The sequence below is a fragment of the Salicibibacter kimchii genome (assembly GCF_003336365.1).
In the GTDB taxonomy this organism is placed as follows: domain Bacteria; phylum Bacillota; class Bacilli; order Bacillales; family Marinococcaceae; genus Salicibibacter; species Salicibibacter kimchii.
In genome coordinates this window covers 1,864,572-1,884,930 of the sequence record NZ_CP031092.1, presented here as the reverse complement: position 1 = coordinate 1,884,930, position 20,359 = coordinate 1,864,572, and the positions used below count along the sequence as shown (strand labels likewise).

Genomic DNA, 20,359 nt, shown 5'->3' with positions numbered 1-20,359 from the left:
TAATCCTGATCGTTTTAGTATAATTAGAAGAAGATGCTTTAAAAGGTGAGGGATAACGATGGACTTAGCAACATGTCAGACGCAACAAGAACGACTGGAAATATTAGCGAAAATCGTACCTGCATTCAAAGAACGGGCTGCCGAGCATGATCGAGCAGGTACGTTCCCTCATGAAAATTTCCAAGCGTTACGGGAAGCGAACTACCCGGGACTCACGGTACCAAAAAAATACGGCGGGCAAGGTATCGGGCTTTCGGATATGCTGGAGTTGCAAGAAACGATTGCCAAGGCCGATGGATCTACGGGACTCTCGATTGGCTGGCATATGGGTCTTGCCATGCAGCTCGGGAAAAATGAAACTTGGGATGAAAAAACATACGCGGCGGTCGCGCAAGATATTGTGGGAAGCGGCGCCCTGCTCAATGGAGCCGCCAGTGAACCAGCGACGGGAAGCCCGACCCGCGGCGGACGTCCGGAAACAACAGCAACAAAAACGGAAAACGGCTGGACGATCAGCGGGCGCAAAACGTTTACCACACTTGCGCCTACCCTTGATTATTTTATCGTAAGCGCCGGTATTGAAGGCAGCGATGAAGTGGGGAATTTCCTTGTCCGCCACAGCCTGCCGGGCGTTTCGGTAGATCACACGTGGGACGCCCTCGGGATGCGCGCCAGCGGAAGCGACGACCTCGTGCTGGAAAATGTAGAGTTGAAGGATGCAGATTATGTGCAAACATTCACCCCGGGAAAAAAAGAAGCGGCCGGATGGCTCTTGCATATTCCCGCTTGTTATTTGGGCATCGCCGAGGCGGCCCTTGATTATAGCGCTAACTACGCGAATCATTATTCGCCGAATAGCATCGAAGGCACGATCGCTGACTTGCCAAACATTAAACAAAAAATCGGTGAAGCAGAACTGAAGAGGCAACGCAGTCGCCATTTCCTTTACGCTGTCGCGGAAAAATGGGATCGAAGTGATCAAGAAACACGCCAGCAGATGAAAACGGAATTGGGTGCGGTGAAACACGTTGTCGTGAACGACGCGGTCGATATCGTTGACCTTGCCATGCGCGTTGCCGGGGCGAAAAGTTTGCAGCCGGACACACCGCTCGGCCGTTATTACCGCGATGTGCGTGCCGGTCTGCATAACCCGCCGATGGATGACATGACGATCATGCAACTGGCGGGCGATGTTTTTGGGAGAAACTAATAAATACGGAAAAAGGCGGTGTACTACTAATTTTAGTGGTACGCCGCTTTATTTTTTCTAATCAAATTTTAATGTTGCATTCAGAGAAGGTTCATCGGGGAGGTGTACAGTGAATGTATACCAACAAAAGGAGGAACATGGAATGAAAAAATTTATGATTGCCACCGGCTGGGTAGCTGCTATCTCTCTATCGGCCTTTGGATTTTCTCAATTTAATGCAAGCGCAGGTGATGATGGGCAACCAAAAGACGGTGGTGAAGCGCCAATCGTTGAAAGCACGACCGAGGTGGAAGAAGCAACCGATGAGAGCGTAACCCAAGTGGAAGAACAAACCGTGCAAGCAGATGAAAATAGCGAAAGCCATTGGTTCGAGTCACTACCCTATAAGGAGTTTGAGTTGGAAGTTGAGTATGGCGATGATGTAGACTATGAAGCGGATTACGAATATGAGGGCGGCGATCCCGAGGCCGAAATTGAGGACGAACGCAAGGATAAAGAGATTGAAATAAGCGGGGACAAGGCGCTGAATGAACTTTCCCACATCCTTCCGAACATTGACATTGACGAAAACACGAGTAAAGATGAAGGGATAAACGTTGCATTGGATGCATTTAACTTGGATTCGAATTACAAAGAACTGGAAATCGAAATCGAATTCTTGGATGGTAAGGAAATGGAGATTGAAGATGAGTAACACCAAAGGCTTTCGCGATGTTGCGAAAGCCTTTAATGATGGTATTTCGCCAACAGTCGGCGAAATTATAACGTAAGACGAGGGAATGCGATAGAAAAACTGGGTTGTTCGCTGAAATTATAACACTGTGAAGATTTTTTGCGAGGCCTGCTCTGAAAACAATGGACTAGCGCAGAACGGCTGAAATGAGCAATCATCTGTTGTCCCTCAAGCGGAGGGAAAATGACGAAAAGGGGGACGACAAACCTGTTGTCGTCCCCCAAAAGGAGAGCACCCTGCTTTCAGGGGGACAGGAATCGAGCTGCCGTTTCTTGAAGGATAGCCTATCACCTTGCTATTGTGACCAAGGAACTTCTGAAACAGACTACTAGTGCAGAGTGGTCGAATTATCCGGTCACACCCAAGGTCACTCGTGCTTTATGGCTGAATTTCCTCACAAATGATGATTTTACCTTCCGGTGTTCCACATGACTTACTCATGGCACCTCTGATTAGGATATTATTGCTTCTTGAGGTGTCATAATGGGGATTTCGGACGTTCTCGTCGAGGAGTCTAATGTTAGACGCGCCTTCTATTTTTGGTATCACAACCACTGGGTGGAGATCTGCACGTTTCCTGAATATTGGCGCCACCAACGATGGGGGATCACTTATTTCAGTCGTCCTGCACTAGCTCCTGTTGAAAATCCCTTAATCATCATACGAAAAGACAAGGATCTCTCCCGTAAACGCATCAATATCCATATCGATGTCCACGCTACTCGTCTCGATTTCAATTTCATAATACATGCCATCATCATCCAACTCGAGTTCGAGCTCGTCGATGATTCCCTCTACTTCATTCGTAGCAATTTGCACCGCTTCTGCCGCACTCACCGGAAGTTCATCGCCGCCTGATTCCGTTTCTTCTTCATCCGTTGTTTCTTCCTCGCTTGCTTCGTCGCTCTCCGTTTGACTTTCAATGATCTCCAGGTTCATCACCTCTCCTTCGGCAGCATCGATCATAAAGTTGTAGACCCCTTGTTCGTTGACCAGTTCCACAGTATACACTGGTTGACCGTTATGCTCCCCCGGCTCTACGTTCGACACATCCCCAGGGTACTCGTTCCCGACTTTCTCCAGAATTTCGTCTTCCGATAGTTGTGCGTTCTCGGTGCCGGCATTTAACTGCGTCACGCCTACCACTGTCACTAAAAAAATGACAATGCCGGCGCTTATCATGAGCATTTTTTTCATTTCATTTCTGCTCCTTCCCCAATCGGAATTTCAATGGTGAATGTCGTATACGCGCCGACTTTGCTATCCAGCTTGATCCGACCGCCCTGGGCTTCCATCAATTTCGCGGCAATGGATAATCCTAACCCTGTGCCCCCGTCTCCTCGTGATCTTGCTTTGTTGATTCTATAAAAACGATCAAAAATACGCGCTTGGTCCGCTTCCGGAATACCGGCACCGTAATCTGTAATTGATACGTAGGCCGCGCGGTTTTCTTGCCAAACGGATACGTCAATTGCCTTGTCGCTGTACTTCAGCGCATTATCAAGAATGATATAGAGCACTTGCTTTACTTTTTCCACATCGGCATAGACAGTGGGCGCTTGCGAGACTTGAAAATGAATCTGACGTTGCGTGGCGGTTTCCATTGCCCGTGCCGCTTTTTGGAGAACTGCATCGAGATGAAAATGTTCGGGATCCAATTGAAGATATTCCCCGTCTTTGACCAGTAACAGCAATTGTTCGGCCAGATGTTTCATCCGCGCCCCTTCTTCGGTGATCGCCTCAATGGCCTCATCCAACACTTCCGGTTTTGTTTTTCCCCAGCGTTTCAGCATGGTGGCATATCCGTCGATCACGGTTAACGGCGTGCGCAATTCATGGGAGGCGTCGGATACAAATTGGTCCTGTTTGTCAAATTCCCGCTCCAAACGTTCCACCATCTCGTTGAATGCTCCGATCAGCTGCTGAAGTTCATCTCGGGAGCGCCGCTTGCTTTTGATCGGCTTTAAATTGCCTTTTTCTTGAATATTTTTCATCGTCGATATTAAGCCGTTAATTGGGCGCAAAATGATGGCGCCTAACACCCAACCTCCAAGGACCGCCGGGATGAGGACGATGAATGATGCCGCAACAAGGATATAACGAAGCACTTCCATATTTTCTTCCATGCCTTGTAGGTGTTCCGACACTTCCAAAGTGACGACATTTCCGTTTTCCCAAATGAGCGGTTTATAAGTGAAGACAAATCGCTCATCATCTTCGGTTACCAATGTGCGCGATGCTTGTGCATTCGTGAAGTGCGGCGGAAATTCCGAAAAACGCGGCTCTCTTGTGGAGGTATGAATGGTTTCCTCCTCATAATTGATGATCCTTACCATGCCGTTTCCGGGAAGGTTGGCCTGGATAATGCCATCTAATCCCGATCCGTCTTCAATGGCTGCGCTGAGCTGTTCAGCCGTCGCCTCTGCTTGGTTGCTGACTCTCGAAACTTCCGAGGACCAACTGTCATTTTCATATACGACATAGACGAAAACATTTGTAGCAGCGACAAATAAAATCAAAGCCAGTGCCGCCGATACTTGTAATTTTGTTTTTAATTTCATCCGTTGGGCCTTTTCATGACATAGCCGACGCCTCTCATTGTATGAATCAACGGTTTAGCACCGGCATCTATTTTTTTGCGGAGGTAGCGGATATAGACATCGACAATGTTGGTGTCGCCGATAAAATCATATCCCCATACCGCTTGAATGAGTTGTTCCCTGTTTAGGACATGCCCTTGATTGGCGACCAGGTGATGGAGCAAGTCGAATTCTCGCGGGGTGAGCGTGATCTGTTCATTGTCCCTTTGGACTTCCCGGCTTTTGACGTTCACCGTCAAATCTTCAAACTGCAGAATTTCTTCATCCTTCACTGCTTTTTTATGTTCACGCAACTGCACGCGGATTCTCGCCAACAGCTCCTCATTTTCAAACGGCTTGGATACGTAATCATTCGCCCCGAGATCAAGGCCGCTCACTTTATCGGGAATTTCATTTCTCGCCGTCAGCATCATCACCGGCGTTAACGTATCTTCCCTCCGGAAACGCCTAAGGATTTCCATCCCGCTCAACGACGGCAGCATCACATCGAGAATAATGAGGTCCCAGCCACCATCCAAAGCAGCCTCCAAACCCGATTGGCCGTCATGTTGAACCTCCACGCTGTATCCCTCATGCTCCAATTCCAACGTTAAAAGCCGCCCCAAACGCTTCTCGTCTTCCACAATCAAAATTCTGGCCACGACCGATCACCTCCGCTCCATTCACTCTACGTCCATTATACAAAAATAATCAGCCAACGAGATTAGAAAAGGATTAGAATTTTCGAACCTCCTAATGTAAATAAACGTTTGTTTAAGGCACAAAACAGGAAAATTTTTAAAAATATCATCTTAAAGGCCGAGTAACCCCCTTGATGTACATAAATAAGGGCTTATTGAACTATGTTATCATTTTACAATAATGTGAAAGATGTAACCATTAGAGGATATAATTTTACAAATTAGGGTGGTAAACTTAGAAAATGTGTACCAATACTTGGTGCCCGCTTCACAAAGCACGTTAATCATGTCTTAAATTTTTCTGTAGCTAATGTTGTGATAAAAAATAGGGGCAGTATCGTAGTTAACTATTAATAGTATTAATAAACTATAGACAACCCCTGCTAAAAAACTATGCTTTAAGGAATGAGGACAATAGACGATGTTGGAATCAAAACGAAGAGCCATTATATTCCTAGTACTTGCATTTATTGTTGCACTTATTGCAGGGTTACTATTTTTTCAACAAGTACAAAGTTTACAAACAGACCTAGGAGGGGCTACTGAAGTATATGTCGCAGATGCAAGTGTTCCATCTCGGGAAATGATCACAGAAGATAATGTATCTACAATGGAACTTCCCAATCGCTTTGTTACATCTTCCCATATTACCGATCCCGCAGAGTTGGAAAATATGGTATCAGTAGTACCGTTAACCGAAGGGGACCTACTTGTTCAAAATATACTGAGGTCTTATTCGGATGTTACAGATGAGAATCACCGTCTGGTTGCCTTGCATCAAGGAGACGGGGTTCAATTTGACCAGGAACTTGAAGCGCTTGACAGAGTGGATCTAGTTGTATCTCATTCGCTTGAGGGTGAAGACGAAACGGAAATCTTAATGAGTGATGTCCCTGTCGCCATGGTGATGCATGGAGGAGAAGAAAATGATATGACAGGAGCTGCGATGGAAATTTCCACAGATGATGCGGCAGAACTCATTCATATGCAGAACTATGCTGATTCTATACGTGTCTTAAAAGCAAATTTGGGCGAAAGCGATGTCGATTTACAGGAGATCACAGAAGAAGATGAGTTAGAAGAACCCGAGGATGAAGAAACGATTGAAGGAGACGAGCCAGATGATGAAGAAGGCGAGGACGAAGATGAAGATGATTAATGAAGGATGTAGAAAGCAATGGACGCTAAAATTTTATTAATCACTGATGTTGGAGCTCTTAGAGATCAATTAATGGATATATTGGAAGATTATCCCAATATGAAAAGTATCACTTTTTCTGAAGTGAAAATGGAAATTGATCGTATTTCGCCCGACATTATAATTATGACTGAGACGGAGAGTGACGATGAATATGAAATTGATTTACTCCAGTACATTCAACGAGAAATAATTTCATCTATTATTTTGTTTGTTAGCCAAAGCCATGATTTTTTCTCACTACGTGAAACGGTACGCGCCGGCGTTAATGACTTTTTTGTCATACCAGATGAAGTTGCCCAATTTAAGGATCGGTTACAAAAGAGTGTTAAATTTTTTATCGAAGATAATGAAAAGGCGAGTAATATCTCGCTAAGGCGTGGAAGGGGCAGTGTCGTTTCGTTTTTTAGTGGTAAGGGTGGTGTTGGAAAGACACTGGTAGCTTCAACTTATGCGCAGACATTGCAGCTGGAATCTAATTTAGAAGTGGTTCTCCTGGATCTAAACCTCCAATATGGCGGGGTTGAAACCTACATGAACATAGACAGTAATCGCTCGATTGTTGATTTACAACCAGTGATTAACGAGTTAAATGAAAATCATATTCGTAATGTCACAGAGGCGGAGGAATACTCAAATATTGAGGTGTTGTTAAGTCCAAGGGATGCAGAAAAGGCTGAGAATATAAACGATGCGGATATCGCAAGGATTATCCGGGCATGTCGCAGAAGTTACGACTTTGTCATTATAGACCTCCCTGCTGAAATGAATTCTAATACCTACGCAGCTTTGGAAGAATCCGATAAAATCTACTATGTTATGAATCTTGATACGATTTCGCTGCGAATCTTCAGCCAAGTTGAGGAAGTGTTTACAAGGTTGGGTATGGACATGAGCGATCGGCTGGAATTGATCGTGAATATGAAGAACAACATGAATGAGTTAAAACTTGATGATTTGAAAAATTTCATTGCAGCTAACATCTCACCCATACAACTTAGAAGAGATGAGAGAGGAGTACAACCTTTGCTCAATCAAGGGGAGCCCCTAAGAAAATCAGCAGAAGAGAAGAAGCTAACTGCTCTCGCTAAGGATATTAGAAAATGGGTACATACCCAACATAAGAGTTAACATTTCGTCGAAGGAGGATACCTGTTGTCGTCGCTATTTAAAAATAAAGGTAATAATAAATCTACTTCGACTCGCCAGCTGTCCTATTCTTCGTATGATGAAGCATATACTGAACGGCTGCTAGAACATTACAAGGATCGCTTATTAAATGAAACGAACTTAGACCACTTAACGAGTATGGAAGCGTCTGAAATGCGCGTAACCATAGAACGCCTTGTCAATCAATTCATGAGTGAAGAGAAAGTAGTGCTTTCAAAGAGAGGTAAAGATTCACTTATTGATCAATTAGTAAATGACGCTGTAGGATTCGGTCCACTTGAGCCTTTACTTAATGACAGTGAGATCACTGAAATTCTCATTAATGGTCATAAGGAAGTCTATATTGAAAAAAACGGGCAACTGGCTTTAACCGAATTAAAATTTCGTGATGAAGGTCATTTAAGACATATCATTGATCGTGTCGTAGCACCATTGGGAAGGCGAATTGATGAAAGTTCACCAATGGTAGATGCTCGCTTGCAGGATGGGAGTCGTGTGAATGCAGTCATTCCACCTGTAAGTCTTGATGGAACGTTAATCTCCATACGTAAATTTCGAAAAGACCCCTTTGAAATGGAAGACCTAATTGATTTGGGGACTTTAAATGATCCAATAAATGAGTTTTTAACGGCAGTTGTTACTGCGAAGTTAAATGTTCTCATTTCCGGCGGGACAGGAAGTGGTAAGACTACCCTGTTAAATTCATTATCGAAATCAATTCCGGAACAAGAACGTGTGGTGACAATCGAAGATTCTGCGGAATTACAATTAAATCGAAGTAACGTTGTAGGAATGGAAGCACGCCCTCCTAACGTAGAGGGGACAGGTGAGATCAGTATCCGACAACTGGTGAAGAATTCACTTCGAATGAGACCTGACCGTATTATTGTGGGAGAAGTTCGTGGTCCAGAAGCATTCGATATGTTACAAGCGATGAATACAGGTCATGAAGGATCATTAACCACCGTCCATGCCAACTCTCCCTTTGATGCTTTTCGGCGTGTTGAAGGTATGATTATAATGGCAGGTATGGAATTACCGGCTCATGTCATACGCGAATACATCGTTGGTGCCATTGATATTATTATTCAGGGTGAAAGACTAACGGATGGAAGAAGAAGAATTGTTTCTGTTTCAGAGGTGAATGTAATAGATTCAGGCCAAGTAGAAGTTCGTGATATCTTTCGTTTTAGACGTGAAGGATTGGATTCTAATGGCGAGGTTCTTGGCGTCTTTGAAGCGACAGGCAACATTCCAAATTGTCTAGACCATTTGAAAGTGCATGGTGCTGAAGTAGATGAACGAATATTTCAGCCGGAAAGTGTGGTGGGTACGCGTGACACCAGCTATATTATTTAGCCTTGCCGTGCTTTTGGTACTTTTAGGTCTCTACAGCTTTTTGGGGTATCGTGCTTCGAAGAAAGAATGGAAAAAGAAAATTGGGGATTGGTTTGATAAAGATCAAGAAAGAGAGAGCTTTATCGTTGTACTAGGTGAAAAATTTGACCGTACAGTTCATGCGCAGAAGGTTAAAGACCAATTAATTAGAGCCAATGTACCTCTTAATGCGTCGGAATTCTATGCCTTCCTCCTTGTGGGAGGACTTGGCTTCGCGTTTCTGGCTTCGAATTTTTTGAACATAGGATTATTTATAAGCGTGCTACTTGGTGCGGTTGTCATGGAAATCAGCCGTCGATCATTATTCTATTTTCGAAGGCATAAGTACCAGGAACGTTTGAATGCTCAACTCCCGGATATTTGTCGGATTCTTGCCAACGGTACACGTTCCGGTATGACATTGAATCAAGCAATCAGCCTGGCGGCCAGAGAACTACCTGAACCTGCAAAAAGTGAATTTCGGCGCATGAATAACGAGCTGGCTCTCGGTGTTGATTTTAACCAGGTCATGGAACAGCTACAAGCCAGAGTCCCCAGTAGGGATTTTCAGATCTTCGTTGCAACATTGATCATCCAAAAGAAAGCGGGTAGTGATCTTTTTGCAGTACTTGATGAGATGGCCAGTACTTTGGATGAACGTAAGATGTTGGCTCAAGAAATTAAGTCTATGACAGCTGAGCAAAAATATATCGCATATATTTTACCGGCTATGCCGATTGCACTTGTTTTGATGATGAACATTGTAATGGATGGATTTATTGATCCCTTGTTTTCCGGTGTTGGTTTAATACTTCTTGCTTTATTCGTTGCAGGAACAGTGCTAACCTTTTTCCTTGTACGAAAAGTAACAGATATAAGGGTGTAGCTTTATGGATGGCTTGATTTTTGTAGCACTAGTTTTCTTTTACTTATTTTTGATTTTGGCCTTAGTCTCTTGTTACCGACATCTTGAGGAACGAAGAGAATTAAAACAGCATGTTCAGGATATTGCTGAACTGGAAACCGGTTTAAGAAAGAATGTCGCCACGCGTAAGGAGAAGATGTTAACGAAAGTATTTAAGTTCTCCGATGATTTATCTGCACTAGGTCATAGAATCAATTTTTTCAGTGAAACGATTGATGTAGAAAAGTGGTTAATGCAGTCAGGATATCCCTTAGAGCTTACTGTTGATCGTTTTCAGGGTCTTAAAATTTTTTCTCTCCTTTTAGGAGCTATGGTCGGTCTATTTCTATTCGTATTAGGGTTCCCATTTGGGTCGCTTCTATTAATTATTTTACCGATTGTTGGCTATTTTTCAGTCATTTTTTGGTTGCGTTCGAAAGTAAAAAAAAGGCAAGAAGATTTGAGTAGCAATTTGCCGGATTTCATGGATACCGTAAGTGTAACTTTACAGGCAGGTGTGGGTTTAGATAATGCACTGCGACAAATTAGTCCATATTTCAAAGGGCCTATTCAAGAGGAGTTCAATCGGTTTAACCAAAAAATTAGTTTAGGGGTTCCGCGAGAACAGGCGTACAATGAGTTACTGGAACGAAATGATAGCTATGAGTTCCAGAAATTAATAAAAGGTTTAATTCAGGGCGCACAATTAGGCGTTCCCGTGTCAAAGACCTTCAAAGTTCAATCAGAGGAAATGCGAAAAATTAAGAAGGAACAAATCAAAGAACAAGCTTCAAAAGCATCTCCGAAAGTTACGTTAATAACAACTTTTGTCGTTCTACCAACAGCGATGATCCTTATAGGAGGATTAATGGCTTTAAATATTCTATTCGGAGATTATGGTGTCTTTGATGCGTTGTCATAAACATTACTATCTTAAGGAGGTGAGTGGACATGAAAAAATTGTGCCAACAAACATATGCAAAGCTCTCATCACACCTAAATAATCAAAAAGGTGCACAATCACTAGAGTGGTTAGGCATAGCAGCTGTCATAATCATTCTTCTAGGGTTGCTATCTACAGCATTGGCTAATAATGATGAGACGGTTGAGGGCATTGTAGATGACATTTTGAGTCAGATTGGCGATATGGTTGGTGGCTAAAAAGTGACTAAAGGAGCGCATGTAAAACGCTTAATAGATGCGCTCCCTTCTTACATAATAATTTTCCTTATGCTCTTATAAAATATTGTAACTATTATAAATGAAAAGGAGGTTGTCGTTATGAGGAACCTTAATCATTGTATCATCATCCCCGTGATTATTTTAACATTCGTAGCAAATGGATGTTCGGGTGATGAGGATGCAGAGCGAGACGAAAATTCAGAAGGCGAAGACGTATCCACGGAAGAACAACATAGTGATGAAAGTGCCTCCGAACAGGAACAAGAACAGGAACCCAATGAATGGCTGGATGAACGTGTGGCTGATGCCGATAGCCCACCTGAGAGTTTGGATGAGATTTTGGCATACGAGCCAGGCCCTTTGGCAAACAAACGAATTGATGATTATGAAGAAGAATTTATGGATGTCATGGAACCAATCATGCAGTTTGAAGCTGACGAATGGGACGAAAAGGAAGAAACTTACGATAAACTTTGGACACTTATATATTCATGGGTTGCGGCTGATTTTCCTGATCCTGACAATATCATACAGCAAATACGGCAATCACAAGTTGGTCATCCTGACTTTGAAGATGAGGGGCAGTTTTCGTTTGAAGATCAATTTAATGCCCAGATTATCCTCGATGCCAGCGGCAGCATGGCTCAAGAGATAGAAGGCACATCGAAAATGGAAATCGCCAAAGATTCGATAGAATCTTTTGTCGAAACATTGCCAGAGGACGCCCAAATTGGTTTGCGTGTGTATGGTCATGAAGGGGATAACACGAATGAAGGAAGAGAAGAGTCCTGTGCAAGTTCTGAGCTCGTCTATGATATCGAGGAGTATGATGAAGACGCATTTGCTGATGAGCTAGACGACGTTGAATCTACTGGATGGACGCCTATTGCGTATTCTTTGCAAGAAGCGGAACAAGATTTCGAAGATTTTCCGGGGGATGAAAACACGAATATTATCTATCTTGTTAGTGATGGCATTGAAACGTGTGATGGTGACCCTATTGAAGCAGCTGATCAGCTGAACTCTTCTGAGGTGGAACCTTTTCTCAATATCATCGGTTTTGATATTGATTCTGAGGGTCAAGAAGAACTACGTGAATTGGCCGATATGACGGAAGGAACATACACGAATGCGGCGAATGAAGACGAATTGACACAGCAGCTCGAACAATCGGAAGCACTATCGGAGCGATGGGAAGATTGGTTGAGTGGCGCTCAGAGCGATGCGAGCAGTGAACGTTATGCTATGCAAAATTCAACCATTCAAGGTTATCGAAATGACTGGACTGATTTAATGCGTCGTCAAGATTATGCAGCTCGCCAAGATATCGCTCGTTTCCTTGATGATGAAGAAGTCATTACAACTGATGCCAGGCAGTACATTGAGTCACAATCTAGTGATTTGGAGAGTATGAAGAGGGACATCGCTGATGAAATTCAAGAAGAGCTGGAAGATATTAATAATGAAAATTACGAAGAGATGGTTGAAGAGATTGAAGAACTACAAGATGAATATGTCAATGATTAACACATCACGAATGGAACATAGAGCCAAATTGAACAGTTTTGGAGGTTAAATCCAATGAATAAAACATTCCGCAGGCTCTTTGGCGGCGTATTAGCTTTTTTTCTAGCATTTTCCCCTTTTGTTTCAATTACTGGTTTTGCATTTACACCCATTAATCCCGGTAGTCCTATAGAATCAGGAGACCCAATTACGCCCGGAGACCCGATTGAGCCAGGGGATCCGATTATACCGGGGGACCCGCCTGAAACGGGGGATCCACCTGAACCTGGTGATCAACCGAACCCTGGAGATCCGATAGAACCCGGAAGTCCAATCACCCCCGCTACACCGATAGAACCAGGTAATCCCATTACGCCTGGTGATATACCTGAGGGATCTGTTCCCGGAGAAGGTGGCGGATCAGGCGGAGGTGACTTGCCAGGAGGTGGAGAAGCTCCCGACGGTAGCGGTCCTGGAAGTGGGAGCGGCCCAGACGGAAACGGCACCGGCGGAGGCGACGGTCCCGGAAGCGGGAGCGGTCCAGACGGAGATGGCGTCAATGGGGGCAGCGGTCCCGGAAGCGGAAGCGTTCCTGATGGAGATGGCACCAACGGAGGCAGCGGTCCCGGAAGCGGAAGCGTTCCTGATGGAGATGGCACCAACGGAGGCAGCGGTCCCGGAAGCGGAAGCGGCCCTGATGGAGATGGCACCAACGGAGGCAGCGGTCCTGGAAGCGGAAGCGGCCCTGATGGAGATGGCACCAACGGGGGCAGCGGTCCCGGAAGCGGAAGCGGCCCTGATGGAGATGGCACCAACGGAGGCAGCGGTCCTGGAAGCGGAAGCGGCCCTGATGGAGATGGCACCAACGGGGGCAGCGGTCCCCAAGGTGAAGGAACTGCAGCCGGAGACGGACCTGGATATGAAGATCCATATGGTAACAACCCCTACGTAGCAGATGGGGAATTAGGAGATCGCTATGGATCAAGTGTTGTAGAAGCAAGTGGGGAATTAGATAATTCTCCAACGTCTGATCTGCTATCATTGCCGGGTGAACTATTGAGTATAATGAATCCGGCAGATGATGGGGAAGTTACGGACTTACCAAGTACTGTGATGGGAGCAATGGATGAAGGATTAGGGTTAGTAGATGATGCATTGGATCTTGGTCGTGGGGGTATCCACGCGGCTTTACGTGGAGATCTGATTGGTGCAATATTTGATAGCCCGACACCTTACACAAATTTAGGAACTGAATTTAGCAATTTTTATAGTAACAACTTAAATCCACTTTCTGACGGATTCAGATCATTAACTACCAATTTACGTGGTGGGGGTTTCGTTGGAGCAGGATTAAGTGTAGGTCAGCATGTTTGGGATTATTCGCCGTTTGGTGATAAATCAGGAGGTTCAGCTTTTGCTTCTGAAGTGATTACCGATGTAGGGATAGGGGCTGGCACTACAGCAGCGAGCATTGGTTCAGGTGTGGCAGCAGGAGCCTTGTTAGGATCGGCTGTTCCCGGCATCGGAACTATCGTTGGAGCAGGGGTAGGATTGCTCGGAACCGGCTTTATGATGACACCTTGGGGTCGAAATTTTAGAGATTGGACACAGACAAAAGTGAAAAATGGCATTGATGCTGTGACAGATGGAGCCAAAAAATTGTGGGATGGCGCGAAAGGTTTATTTGGTGGATAAATTAAAAGGGCGGTGGTAGTGTGGAGAGTCAACAGCAAGAACCAACTGAAAGCACTTTGAGATTTGCAAGCCTATTTATTATTATAGTGCCAGCTATCGCTGCCCTCGCAGCAACAGCTGCACCAGATGCTAACTTGTTTTATGGTAGTATCATGGCAATTATTGTAGGGCTATTATTCATCTACAGTATCTCTCAAGTTGTAACAAAAAGATATAAGCAAGAAAATCATCGGTTACTTCATGGGATCATCGTTCTCAATGTCAGTGCTCTCTTTATGCTCGTATCTACATGGAGAGTATATGGTGAGGTTATATGGTTTGGCGTGTTGTTGTTAGTCATTTACATCCTCATGGTGTTTTTTGCGATAGTAAAGAGAGAATATTTATATAATGCTATGAGACACCCTCGGAAGTATCCTATTGGAGGGACCATATATGGTATCGTTTTATTGGCAGCCGCTTTTATTGGTCCTTCAAGTTATGGTTTTGCCGTAGCATTGGGCTCACAACAGGGGGATGAAGTAGCGATGACCGTTATATTTTCGATGGTCGCCCCCTTTGCCTATCTTTTTGTGTTGGTAAGTATACCTGCATATGTGAAAGTAGAAGAAAACAATAACTAATGCGAGGGGGGCGATGGCAATGAACGTTCTAAAGGATGCACTTCAATTATATAATCAAAATTTAATAAACGTGCTTATTTTATCAGTGGTGATCGTCCTTCCCCTATATATTTTAGAATTTTTTATTCGTACAGGGGCTACGTATTATTTTGGTATTCATAACCTTGAGGGGTTAGGTTCATTTGTTATGATCGTGACAGCAATCATGATCATGATTTTAGCTCAGATTCCTTTTATTTCGATGAGCGCAACATCACTCGTTCATGAACATGTAAAAGTATCAGATAGTGTTAAGATCTTTTTTAAATTTTTGCTTCCAGTAATTGGGAGCGCCATGTTGTTTATTTTTGCATCAATCGCGGGATTGTTTGCATTCATTTTGCCGGGGTTGTTTTTACTCATTATGACTTTTCTCCATCCATATGTTGCGATCATACACAATAAACATGGAAGCGATCTTTTAAGGGCATTGTTGCAATGGTTCAGAACTTCATTTGTTGATGTCGGGGTCTTTGCACTCATGTTTATTTCTCTAAACGTGTTCCTGACTGCAATTTTTACTATTGGTACATCGTTTGTGACAGAGTTGCCGATTGCGATGACTATCATGCAGCTATCTGTAAATATTCTCATCTTGCCGTTATTCGTTTGTGTCATTTCAGTTCTTTATCATCGTCATAGACCTGAAAGCTTTGAATCATATGAAGCTGTCAATTTCTAGGATAATTTGAAAAAGGGAAGGGTAATCATGGAAGCTACTCTACCACAAAAAATGAATAGACCGAAGAAATCTCAAGTATGGTTAACCGTTGCGCTTACGATCTTAACAGTGGGCATGTATTCTCCTTACTGGTTTTTAACGAGGAGAAAAGCATTGAATCAATTCGACGAATTCCGTTTCATTCCTATGGGGCTTCCATTTCTTGTTTTAATTTCTTTTGGAGCCCTTACTGTCGTTTTACTTTTAAGTATTTGGGTCTATATCCTAACGCCTTATTTTCTTATTTATAATGCTTTTGAGAGTTGGATCAGTTGGTTCGGTTTTATATCATTAATTTATTTATCCCTTGTTACAAGATATATCTTCAAAAAAAATGTAGAGGGAAAAGAGCCGAATATAATCCTGACGATTTTGTTTATGCATGTCTATTTGCAGTATTATATAAATCGTGCATATCATAGAAGAGGTGAAACTGATGCTGAAGCATTGTAAAAAAGAGAAAGGCTCAGCAACCATTGAATTACTCGGTGTCCTCCCATTTATATTCATGTTTTTCCTAATCCTTTGGCAGGCGGTTGCATCGGGTTATGCCGTTATGAGTTCGCAATCGGCGGTGAACGAAGCGGCTAAAGTATATGCTGTAACAGAAGAGGCCTATGAGGCGGAAGCCATTGCCCGGGAAGTTGTCGGGGATAGTAGCGCACTCAGCGTTCAAAGTTTTTCTATAGCACCCGATGGATCTGGTTATTTTGAAGCATCAATGTCGGTTGATCATGGACTGATCTTTGTGCCGTCACAATGGCGAAGTGAAGCTACCGTTACCCTCGATCATTCGGTAACGAGTAGGGTGATCCCATGATTAATAGTTGCATGAAACACTTGAGAAGTGAAAAGGGTAACGTCACGTACCTTACGATCGGACTAATCATGATCATTGCTTTGATGCTAGTGTTTATCGTAAATTTCGGGAAAATATTTGCGATTAATGAACAAGCTGGAACAGCTGCAGAACAAGCCAGCCTTGCCGCAACCGGCATTATATACGATGAAATGCTGAGCGTCATCGGAAGTTATGAACGTGATGAGGATGATGAGGATGAAGACGATGAAAATGGCGATGAGGATGAAGATGAAGAAGATGAGGAATTAGAAGAGCTCGTTGAAGATAGAAAAGATGAGCTTTTGGACGCGGAAAACTATAGTGAAAATGAAGCGGAAATTCAGGCAATCAATCAAATTCTTGAAGAAGAAATTCCAGAGGATGAAGATTTACAGGAGGAAATTGAAGAAGCACTCATTGACGCGAGTCAGCAAATTACAAACGAGGTCTCTGAAATTATTACAAGAAATAATGGAAACTTAAGTGAAACGACGATAAGAATGTTTAACGAAGAAAATCGAATTGAGATTACCACGGCAGTTACTTACGAACAAGTAGCTTTTGGTAGCATGATTGATGAAGGAAATGAAGAGATCCACCAAAGAGGGAATGGTTTGGAAATTTCATTTGTTGAAGTCTTATCATGGAACAACCGGAGCTTATAAGATGAAGAGGTTGAGAGAATGGCAAAAATGATATTATTTTCGCTATTTGGCATGTTCTTGTTAGCGGCTTGTGACGAAACAGGGGAAGGGGAACTCCTTGAATATATACATGGCCCACATGCTGAATATCGTTATATAGAAGAGGATTTGACAATGATGTATGACGAATATCAGACTGCAGCTGATTTAGGCGATGAGGAAGAAATGTTCTCCATTATTGTAAACGATTTACAACCTCAGATTGAACTCATGAATAATTACCTTCATGATATCAAATTATCACATAAGGACAATCAAGACCTTCATTCAATGCTGCTAGCAGAAGCAGAATATTATTTAGCAGCCTTAAATGTTGAAGAAGAGGCATTTATTGCTGCGATTGAAGAGGAGGATGATGAGAGAGCCGCAGAACTATTTCAAGAACGAGATGTATATTATGAACAGGCTTACGAGCAATCATTACTTTTTCAAACAAGGATGGATGTACTTTTGCAACGGCATGAAATTTCTGCAGAAGGCTCGTGATAAAAGTTTTCTGTAAAGGATTTTTAACAGAGCCTGGTTATGAAGCATTCAAAGAGCGAATAAATTGAGATAAGTAATACATATCAGGGAGGTAACGGTAATGATAAAAAAGAAAGGGTTTATAGCAACATCCGCCTGTATGTTGCTTTTGGCAGCTTGTGGAGATGGAGACGCAGATACCGAAGAAGTTGAAAACGACGCTGAACCGGCAGAGGAGGAAGTGGAGGCAGAAGAGACGAACGAAAATGGCATCGATGAAGGCACGGAAGAGACAGATGGTATGGAAGAAGAGATGGATGCAGAAGAGGTCTTAAGTCAATCTATGGAGGCAATGGATCAATTAAACAATTACAGCGCAGAAATGGATATGAATCAGAGCATAACTGTAGACGGTGAAGAAATGCCCATGGATATGACGATGAGCATGGATGTTGTTTTAGATCCGATGTCATTCTCGCAAACAATGGTTACGCCAAACCCAATGACGGAAGAAGATATGGAGATCGAACAATATATGGATGAAGACGGCACGATTTATATGCTGGACCCGGAAATTGATGAATGGATCATGATGGACGGAAGCGCCTTGGGGATGGAAAATATTGAAGATTTGGAGATATCCCCCCAAGAACAGCTTGAGATGATGCAAGCATATACGAGTGAGCTAAGCTTGGAAGAAGAAGAGGACCGTTATGCTTTAACGATTGAAGGTTCCGGTGATGAGCTCATGGAGATCACGAGAGAATTTGCAACGATGCAACAGGGTGATCCGCAGATGCAAGCTGAAATGGAACAAGTGCTCGGGCAGATGGAAATCAACGCTCTGGATTATGTGATATACATTGATAAAGAAACGTTTTATCAAGAGGAAATGGAAATGAATATGGATTTGGAGATGGAACAAGAGGGTCAAACGATGGAGATGTCTCAAGAAATGCAAGGGACTTTCTCCGACTTCGATGAAATCGGTGAAATTGAAATACCACAAGAAGCCATCGACAATGCGATTGATATCGAGGAACTAGAAGGTGCAATGGAAGAGCAAGAAGAGGGTGACCTGGATATTTAACATCGGTACCCTTTGTCAAAATCAAAAGGGGACGCACTAAAAAGTGTGCCCCTATTTTTTTGTTCCGTAACAAGTTTCAATTATTTATGGCAGGTGTTGTCCGCTGTATGGATCTCACAGATGAAGATTTAAAAAGAAAAGCCATCTTACGTTCTTTCGTGAATTTGCCGATATCTATGTTGGTGGGAATTATAATCGCACACACGATCCTTAATCAACAGGTGCCTACCCTTGTTGAACTATCCCCTTACGTAATTGGGTTTTATATAGGTGTGGCGGCTGCCTGGATTTCCAGGTCAGAAGAAAAGAAAGTTGAAAAAGAGCGCAAGCAACAGGAGAAAAAAAGTAAAAAGACTACAATGCGTATTGTCTTGGAATACTGTATAACTTTTTTAGTTGTTGTTCTTTTTCTATCAGTACTATCCCGTATACGGTTAAAATGCGATCTCATTAAAGGGGGCGAAGAATTTTAAATTGAAAATCTCACGGTCTATGGCTGTACCAATGCTCCTAACCGTTCTCATACTATATTTCGTAAACAATCTTTTGTTTGGTGAGTTCAGTGTTATCTCTTTTATAATTTTTATTGGTACAGCAATGATTAGCTTTTTTGTAATAAAAATTCTTGTTGATTGGGCATCCAAAGATTGAATCAGAACGGGGGAATCGATCATGAAGGTTAAAATTCTAGATGCTATGAGCGCGGGTGGATTGGAAAAGAAGATCAATCAGTTTATCACCGAAAACGAGCACGTGGAAATAAAAAACATACAAATCACGGCTGGATTTGGAAGCACGAGTGCTTTAATTGTGTATGAGCAGTGATTGGGGTACGCGTGAATTTCATAGATCCATAACACTCCTCTTTATTTGGCAAAGATGTTAAAATAATAGGAGGGTTGAATTATTTTTATAAGCCATCAAGGAGTGTAGCTAAATTGGACCATTTTTCGGTTGATTCGATGATGGAAACGTTCAGAGAACTATTTCCGAAAGAGACCTCCATCGCCGTGTCTGATGCTCAACACTTTATTTATTATAAACCGAGTAAACACATTGATTTAAAAATCAGGCCAGGTGATAAAATCAGTGAAGATACCGTGACTTACAAGGCGTTGTCCATTCAACAGAAAACGTCTGACCATATAAATGGCAAGGTGTTTGGCACACCCTATTTTGGGACGTCTGTCCCCATTTTTGACGCCGGACGTCCTACAGGATGCGTCACGGCTATTTTGCCATCCAAGCAGTTGCGTCTCTTATCGTCCTTTTTGACCGTTCAAATGAATGACTCCTGGGTGCCGACCCCTTATCAGGAAGTCATGTTTCTCGAAGCGCAAAATCGAAAAACATGGATTCAATCGGAAAAGGGGACGGGGACGCACAAATTTAGCTTGAGTGAACTGGAACCTCACTTACCCGATGATTCATTTATTCGCTGTCACCGTTCATATATTATTAATGTCAATTATATCGCCGAAATACAGCCGGACACGCATTCGACGTTTTTGTTGATCATGAAAGATCGAACAAAAATCCCGGTCAGTCAAACGTACGCGAGTCATTTCCGTAAAATCCTTTCCTTTTGATTTTTTCTGTCTCATGTTCTTCTTTTTCTGGC

The 20,359-nt window shown here is 43.1% G+C and carries 23 protein-coding genes; 20 read left to right on the top strand and 3 right to left on the bottom strand.

The window, feature by feature from the left end:
• Positions 1–58: 58 nt before the first annotated feature.
• Positions 59–1,210, top strand: a complete 1,152-nt coding sequence (locus DT065_RS09560) for an acyl-CoA dehydrogenase family protein (protein ID WP_114372836.1) — start codon at positions 59–61, stop codon at positions 1,208–1,210.
• 142 nt (positions 1,211–1,352) lie between these two features.
• Positions 1,353–1,904, top strand: coding sequence for a YusW family protein (locus DT065_RS09555; protein ID WP_114372834.1), 552 nt, complete (start codon positions 1,353–1,355; stop codon positions 1,902–1,904).
• Positions 1,905–2,594: 690 nt separating this feature from the next.
• Here the strand turns inward: DT065_RS09555 and DT065_RS09550 are convergent.
• The 3 genes from DT065_RS09550 to DT065_RS09540 are packed head-to-tail and all read right to left on the bottom strand — an operon-like array spanning position 2,595 to position 5,184.
• Complete coding sequence (locus tag DT065_RS09550) at positions 2,595–3,140, bottom strand: PepSY domain-containing protein (RefSeq protein WP_114372833.1); 546 nt, start codon at positions 3,138–3,140, stop codon at positions 2,595–2,597.
• Positions 3,137–4,504 (bottom strand): sensor histidine kinase, encoded by a 1,368-nt coding sequence (locus tag DT065_RS09545; protein ID WP_114372831.1) that lies wholly within the window; start codon positions 4,502–4,504, stop codon positions 3,137–3,139. The genes DT065_RS09550 and DT065_RS09545 overlap by 4 nt, the downstream gene beginning before the upstream one ends.
• Positions 4,501–5,184 carry a response regulator transcription factor gene (locus DT065_RS09540; protein ID WP_114372829.1) on the bottom strand — a complete coding sequence of 228 codons (684 nt, stop codon included), beginning with the start codon at positions 5,182–5,184 and terminating at the stop codon, positions 4,501–4,503. The genes DT065_RS09545 and DT065_RS09540 overlap by 4 nt, the downstream gene beginning before the upstream one ends.
• Before the next feature lie 460 nt (positions 5,185–5,644).
• Between DT065_RS09540 and DT065_RS09535 the strand changes: the two genes are divergently transcribed.
• The 18 genes from DT065_RS09535 to DT065_RS09440 all read left to right on the top strand — a co-directional run bounded on the left by DT065_RS09535 (position 5,645) and on the right by DT065_RS09440 (position 20,327).
• Positions 5,645–6,382, top strand: coding sequence for a CpaB family protein (locus tag DT065_RS09535; RefSeq protein WP_114372827.1), 738 nt, complete (start codon positions 5,645–5,647; stop codon positions 6,380–6,382).
• Positions 6,383–6,400: 18 nt separating this feature from the next.
• Positions 6,401–7,552 (top strand): CpaE/TadZ family protein, encoded by a 1,152-nt coding sequence (locus DT065_RS09530; RefSeq protein ID WP_114372825.1) that lies wholly within the window; start codon positions 6,401–6,403, stop codon positions 7,550–7,552.
• 24 nt (positions 7,553–7,576) lie between these two features.
• A complete protein-coding gene (locus DT065_RS09525; protein ID WP_418314538.1) occupies positions 7,577–8,950 on the top strand; it encodes a TadA family conjugal transfer-associated ATPase in 1,374 nt (457 codons plus the stop codon).
• Positions 8,928–9,854, top strand: coding sequence for a type II secretion system F family protein (locus tag DT065_RS09520; protein ID WP_114372823.1), 927 nt, complete (start codon positions 8,928–8,930; stop codon positions 9,852–9,854). Before DT065_RS09525 ends, DT065_RS09520 begins: the two co-directional genes overlap by 23 nt.
• Before the next feature lie 4 nt (positions 9,855–9,858).
• Complete coding sequence (locus tag DT065_RS09515; protein WP_114372822.1) at positions 9,859–10,794, top strand: type II secretion system F family protein; 936 nt, start codon at positions 9,859–9,861, stop codon at positions 10,792–10,794.
• A 29-nt stretch (positions 10,795–10,823) separates the two neighbouring features.
• Positions 10,824–11,033 (top strand): hypothetical protein, encoded by a 210-nt coding sequence (locus tag DT065_RS09510; RefSeq protein WP_114372820.1) that lies wholly within the window; start codon positions 10,824–10,826, stop codon positions 11,031–11,033.
• Positions 11,034–11,153: 120 nt separating this feature from the next.
• Positions 11,154–12,581 carry a vWA domain-containing protein gene (locus DT065_RS09505; protein WP_114372818.1) on the top strand — a complete coding sequence of 476 codons (1,428 nt, stop codon included), beginning with the start codon at positions 11,154–11,156 and terminating at the stop codon, positions 12,579–12,581.
• 54 nt (positions 12,582–12,635) lie between these two features.
• Positions 12,636–14,255, top strand: a complete 1,620-nt coding sequence (locus tag DT065_RS18890) for a hypothetical protein (RefSeq protein ID WP_160112484.1) — start codon at positions 12,636–12,638, stop codon at positions 14,253–14,255.
• Positions 14,256–14,275: 20 nt separating this feature from the next.
• On the top strand, positions 14,276–14,878 hold the full coding sequence (locus DT065_RS09485; protein ID WP_114372812.1) for a hypothetical protein: 603 nt from the start codon (positions 14,276–14,278) through the stop codon (positions 14,876–14,878).
• Positions 14,879–14,897: 19 nt separating this feature from the next.
• A complete protein-coding gene (locus DT065_RS09480; protein ID WP_114372810.1) occupies positions 14,898–15,599 on the top strand; it encodes a hypothetical protein in 702 nt (233 codons plus the stop codon).
• A 27-nt stretch (positions 15,600–15,626) separates the two neighbouring features.
• Complete coding sequence (locus tag DT065_RS09475; protein WP_114372808.1) at positions 15,627–16,091, top strand: DUF4234 domain-containing protein; 465 nt, start codon at positions 15,627–15,629, stop codon at positions 16,089–16,091.
• The gene (locus tag DT065_RS09470; protein ID WP_114372806.1) at positions 16,075–16,458 is read left to right on the top strand and encodes a pilus assembly protein; all 384 of its coding nucleotides are present in this window, start codon (positions 16,075–16,077) and stop codon (positions 16,456–16,458) included. Before DT065_RS09475 ends, DT065_RS09470 begins: the two co-directional genes overlap by 17 nt.
• Positions 16,455–17,144 carry a Tad domain-containing protein gene (locus tag DT065_RS18885; RefSeq protein WP_160112483.1) on the top strand — a complete coding sequence of 230 codons (690 nt, stop codon included), beginning with the start codon at positions 16,455–16,457 and terminating at the stop codon, positions 17,142–17,144. Before DT065_RS09470 ends, DT065_RS18885 begins: the two co-directional genes overlap by 4 nt.
• An 18-nt stretch (positions 17,145–17,162) precedes the next feature.
• Positions 17,163–17,669 carry a hypothetical protein gene (locus tag DT065_RS09455; protein ID WP_114372804.1) on the top strand — a complete coding sequence of 169 codons (507 nt, stop codon included), beginning with the start codon at positions 17,163–17,165 and terminating at the stop codon, positions 17,667–17,669.
• Between the two features lie 100 nt (positions 17,670–17,769).
• Positions 17,770–18,738 (top strand): DUF6612 family protein, encoded by a 969-nt coding sequence (locus tag DT065_RS09450; protein WP_114372802.1) that lies wholly within the window; start codon positions 17,770–17,772, stop codon positions 18,736–18,738.
• Between the two features lie 107 nt (positions 18,739–18,845).
• A complete protein-coding gene (locus DT065_RS09445; RefSeq protein WP_114372800.1) occupies positions 18,846–19,211 on the top strand; it encodes a hypothetical protein in 366 nt (121 codons plus the stop codon).
• Positions 19,212–19,410: 199 nt separating this feature from the next.
• Complete coding sequence (locus DT065_RS19160) at positions 19,411–19,563, top strand: hypothetical protein (RefSeq protein ID WP_193550759.1); 153 nt, start codon at positions 19,411–19,413, stop codon at positions 19,561–19,563.
• Between the two features lie 113 nt (positions 19,564–19,676).
• Positions 19,677–20,327 (top strand): LytTR family DNA-binding domain-containing protein, encoded by a 651-nt coding sequence (locus DT065_RS09440; RefSeq protein ID WP_114372799.1) that lies wholly within the window; start codon positions 19,677–19,679, stop codon positions 20,325–20,327.
• Positions 20,328–20,359: the final 32 nt, after the last annotated feature.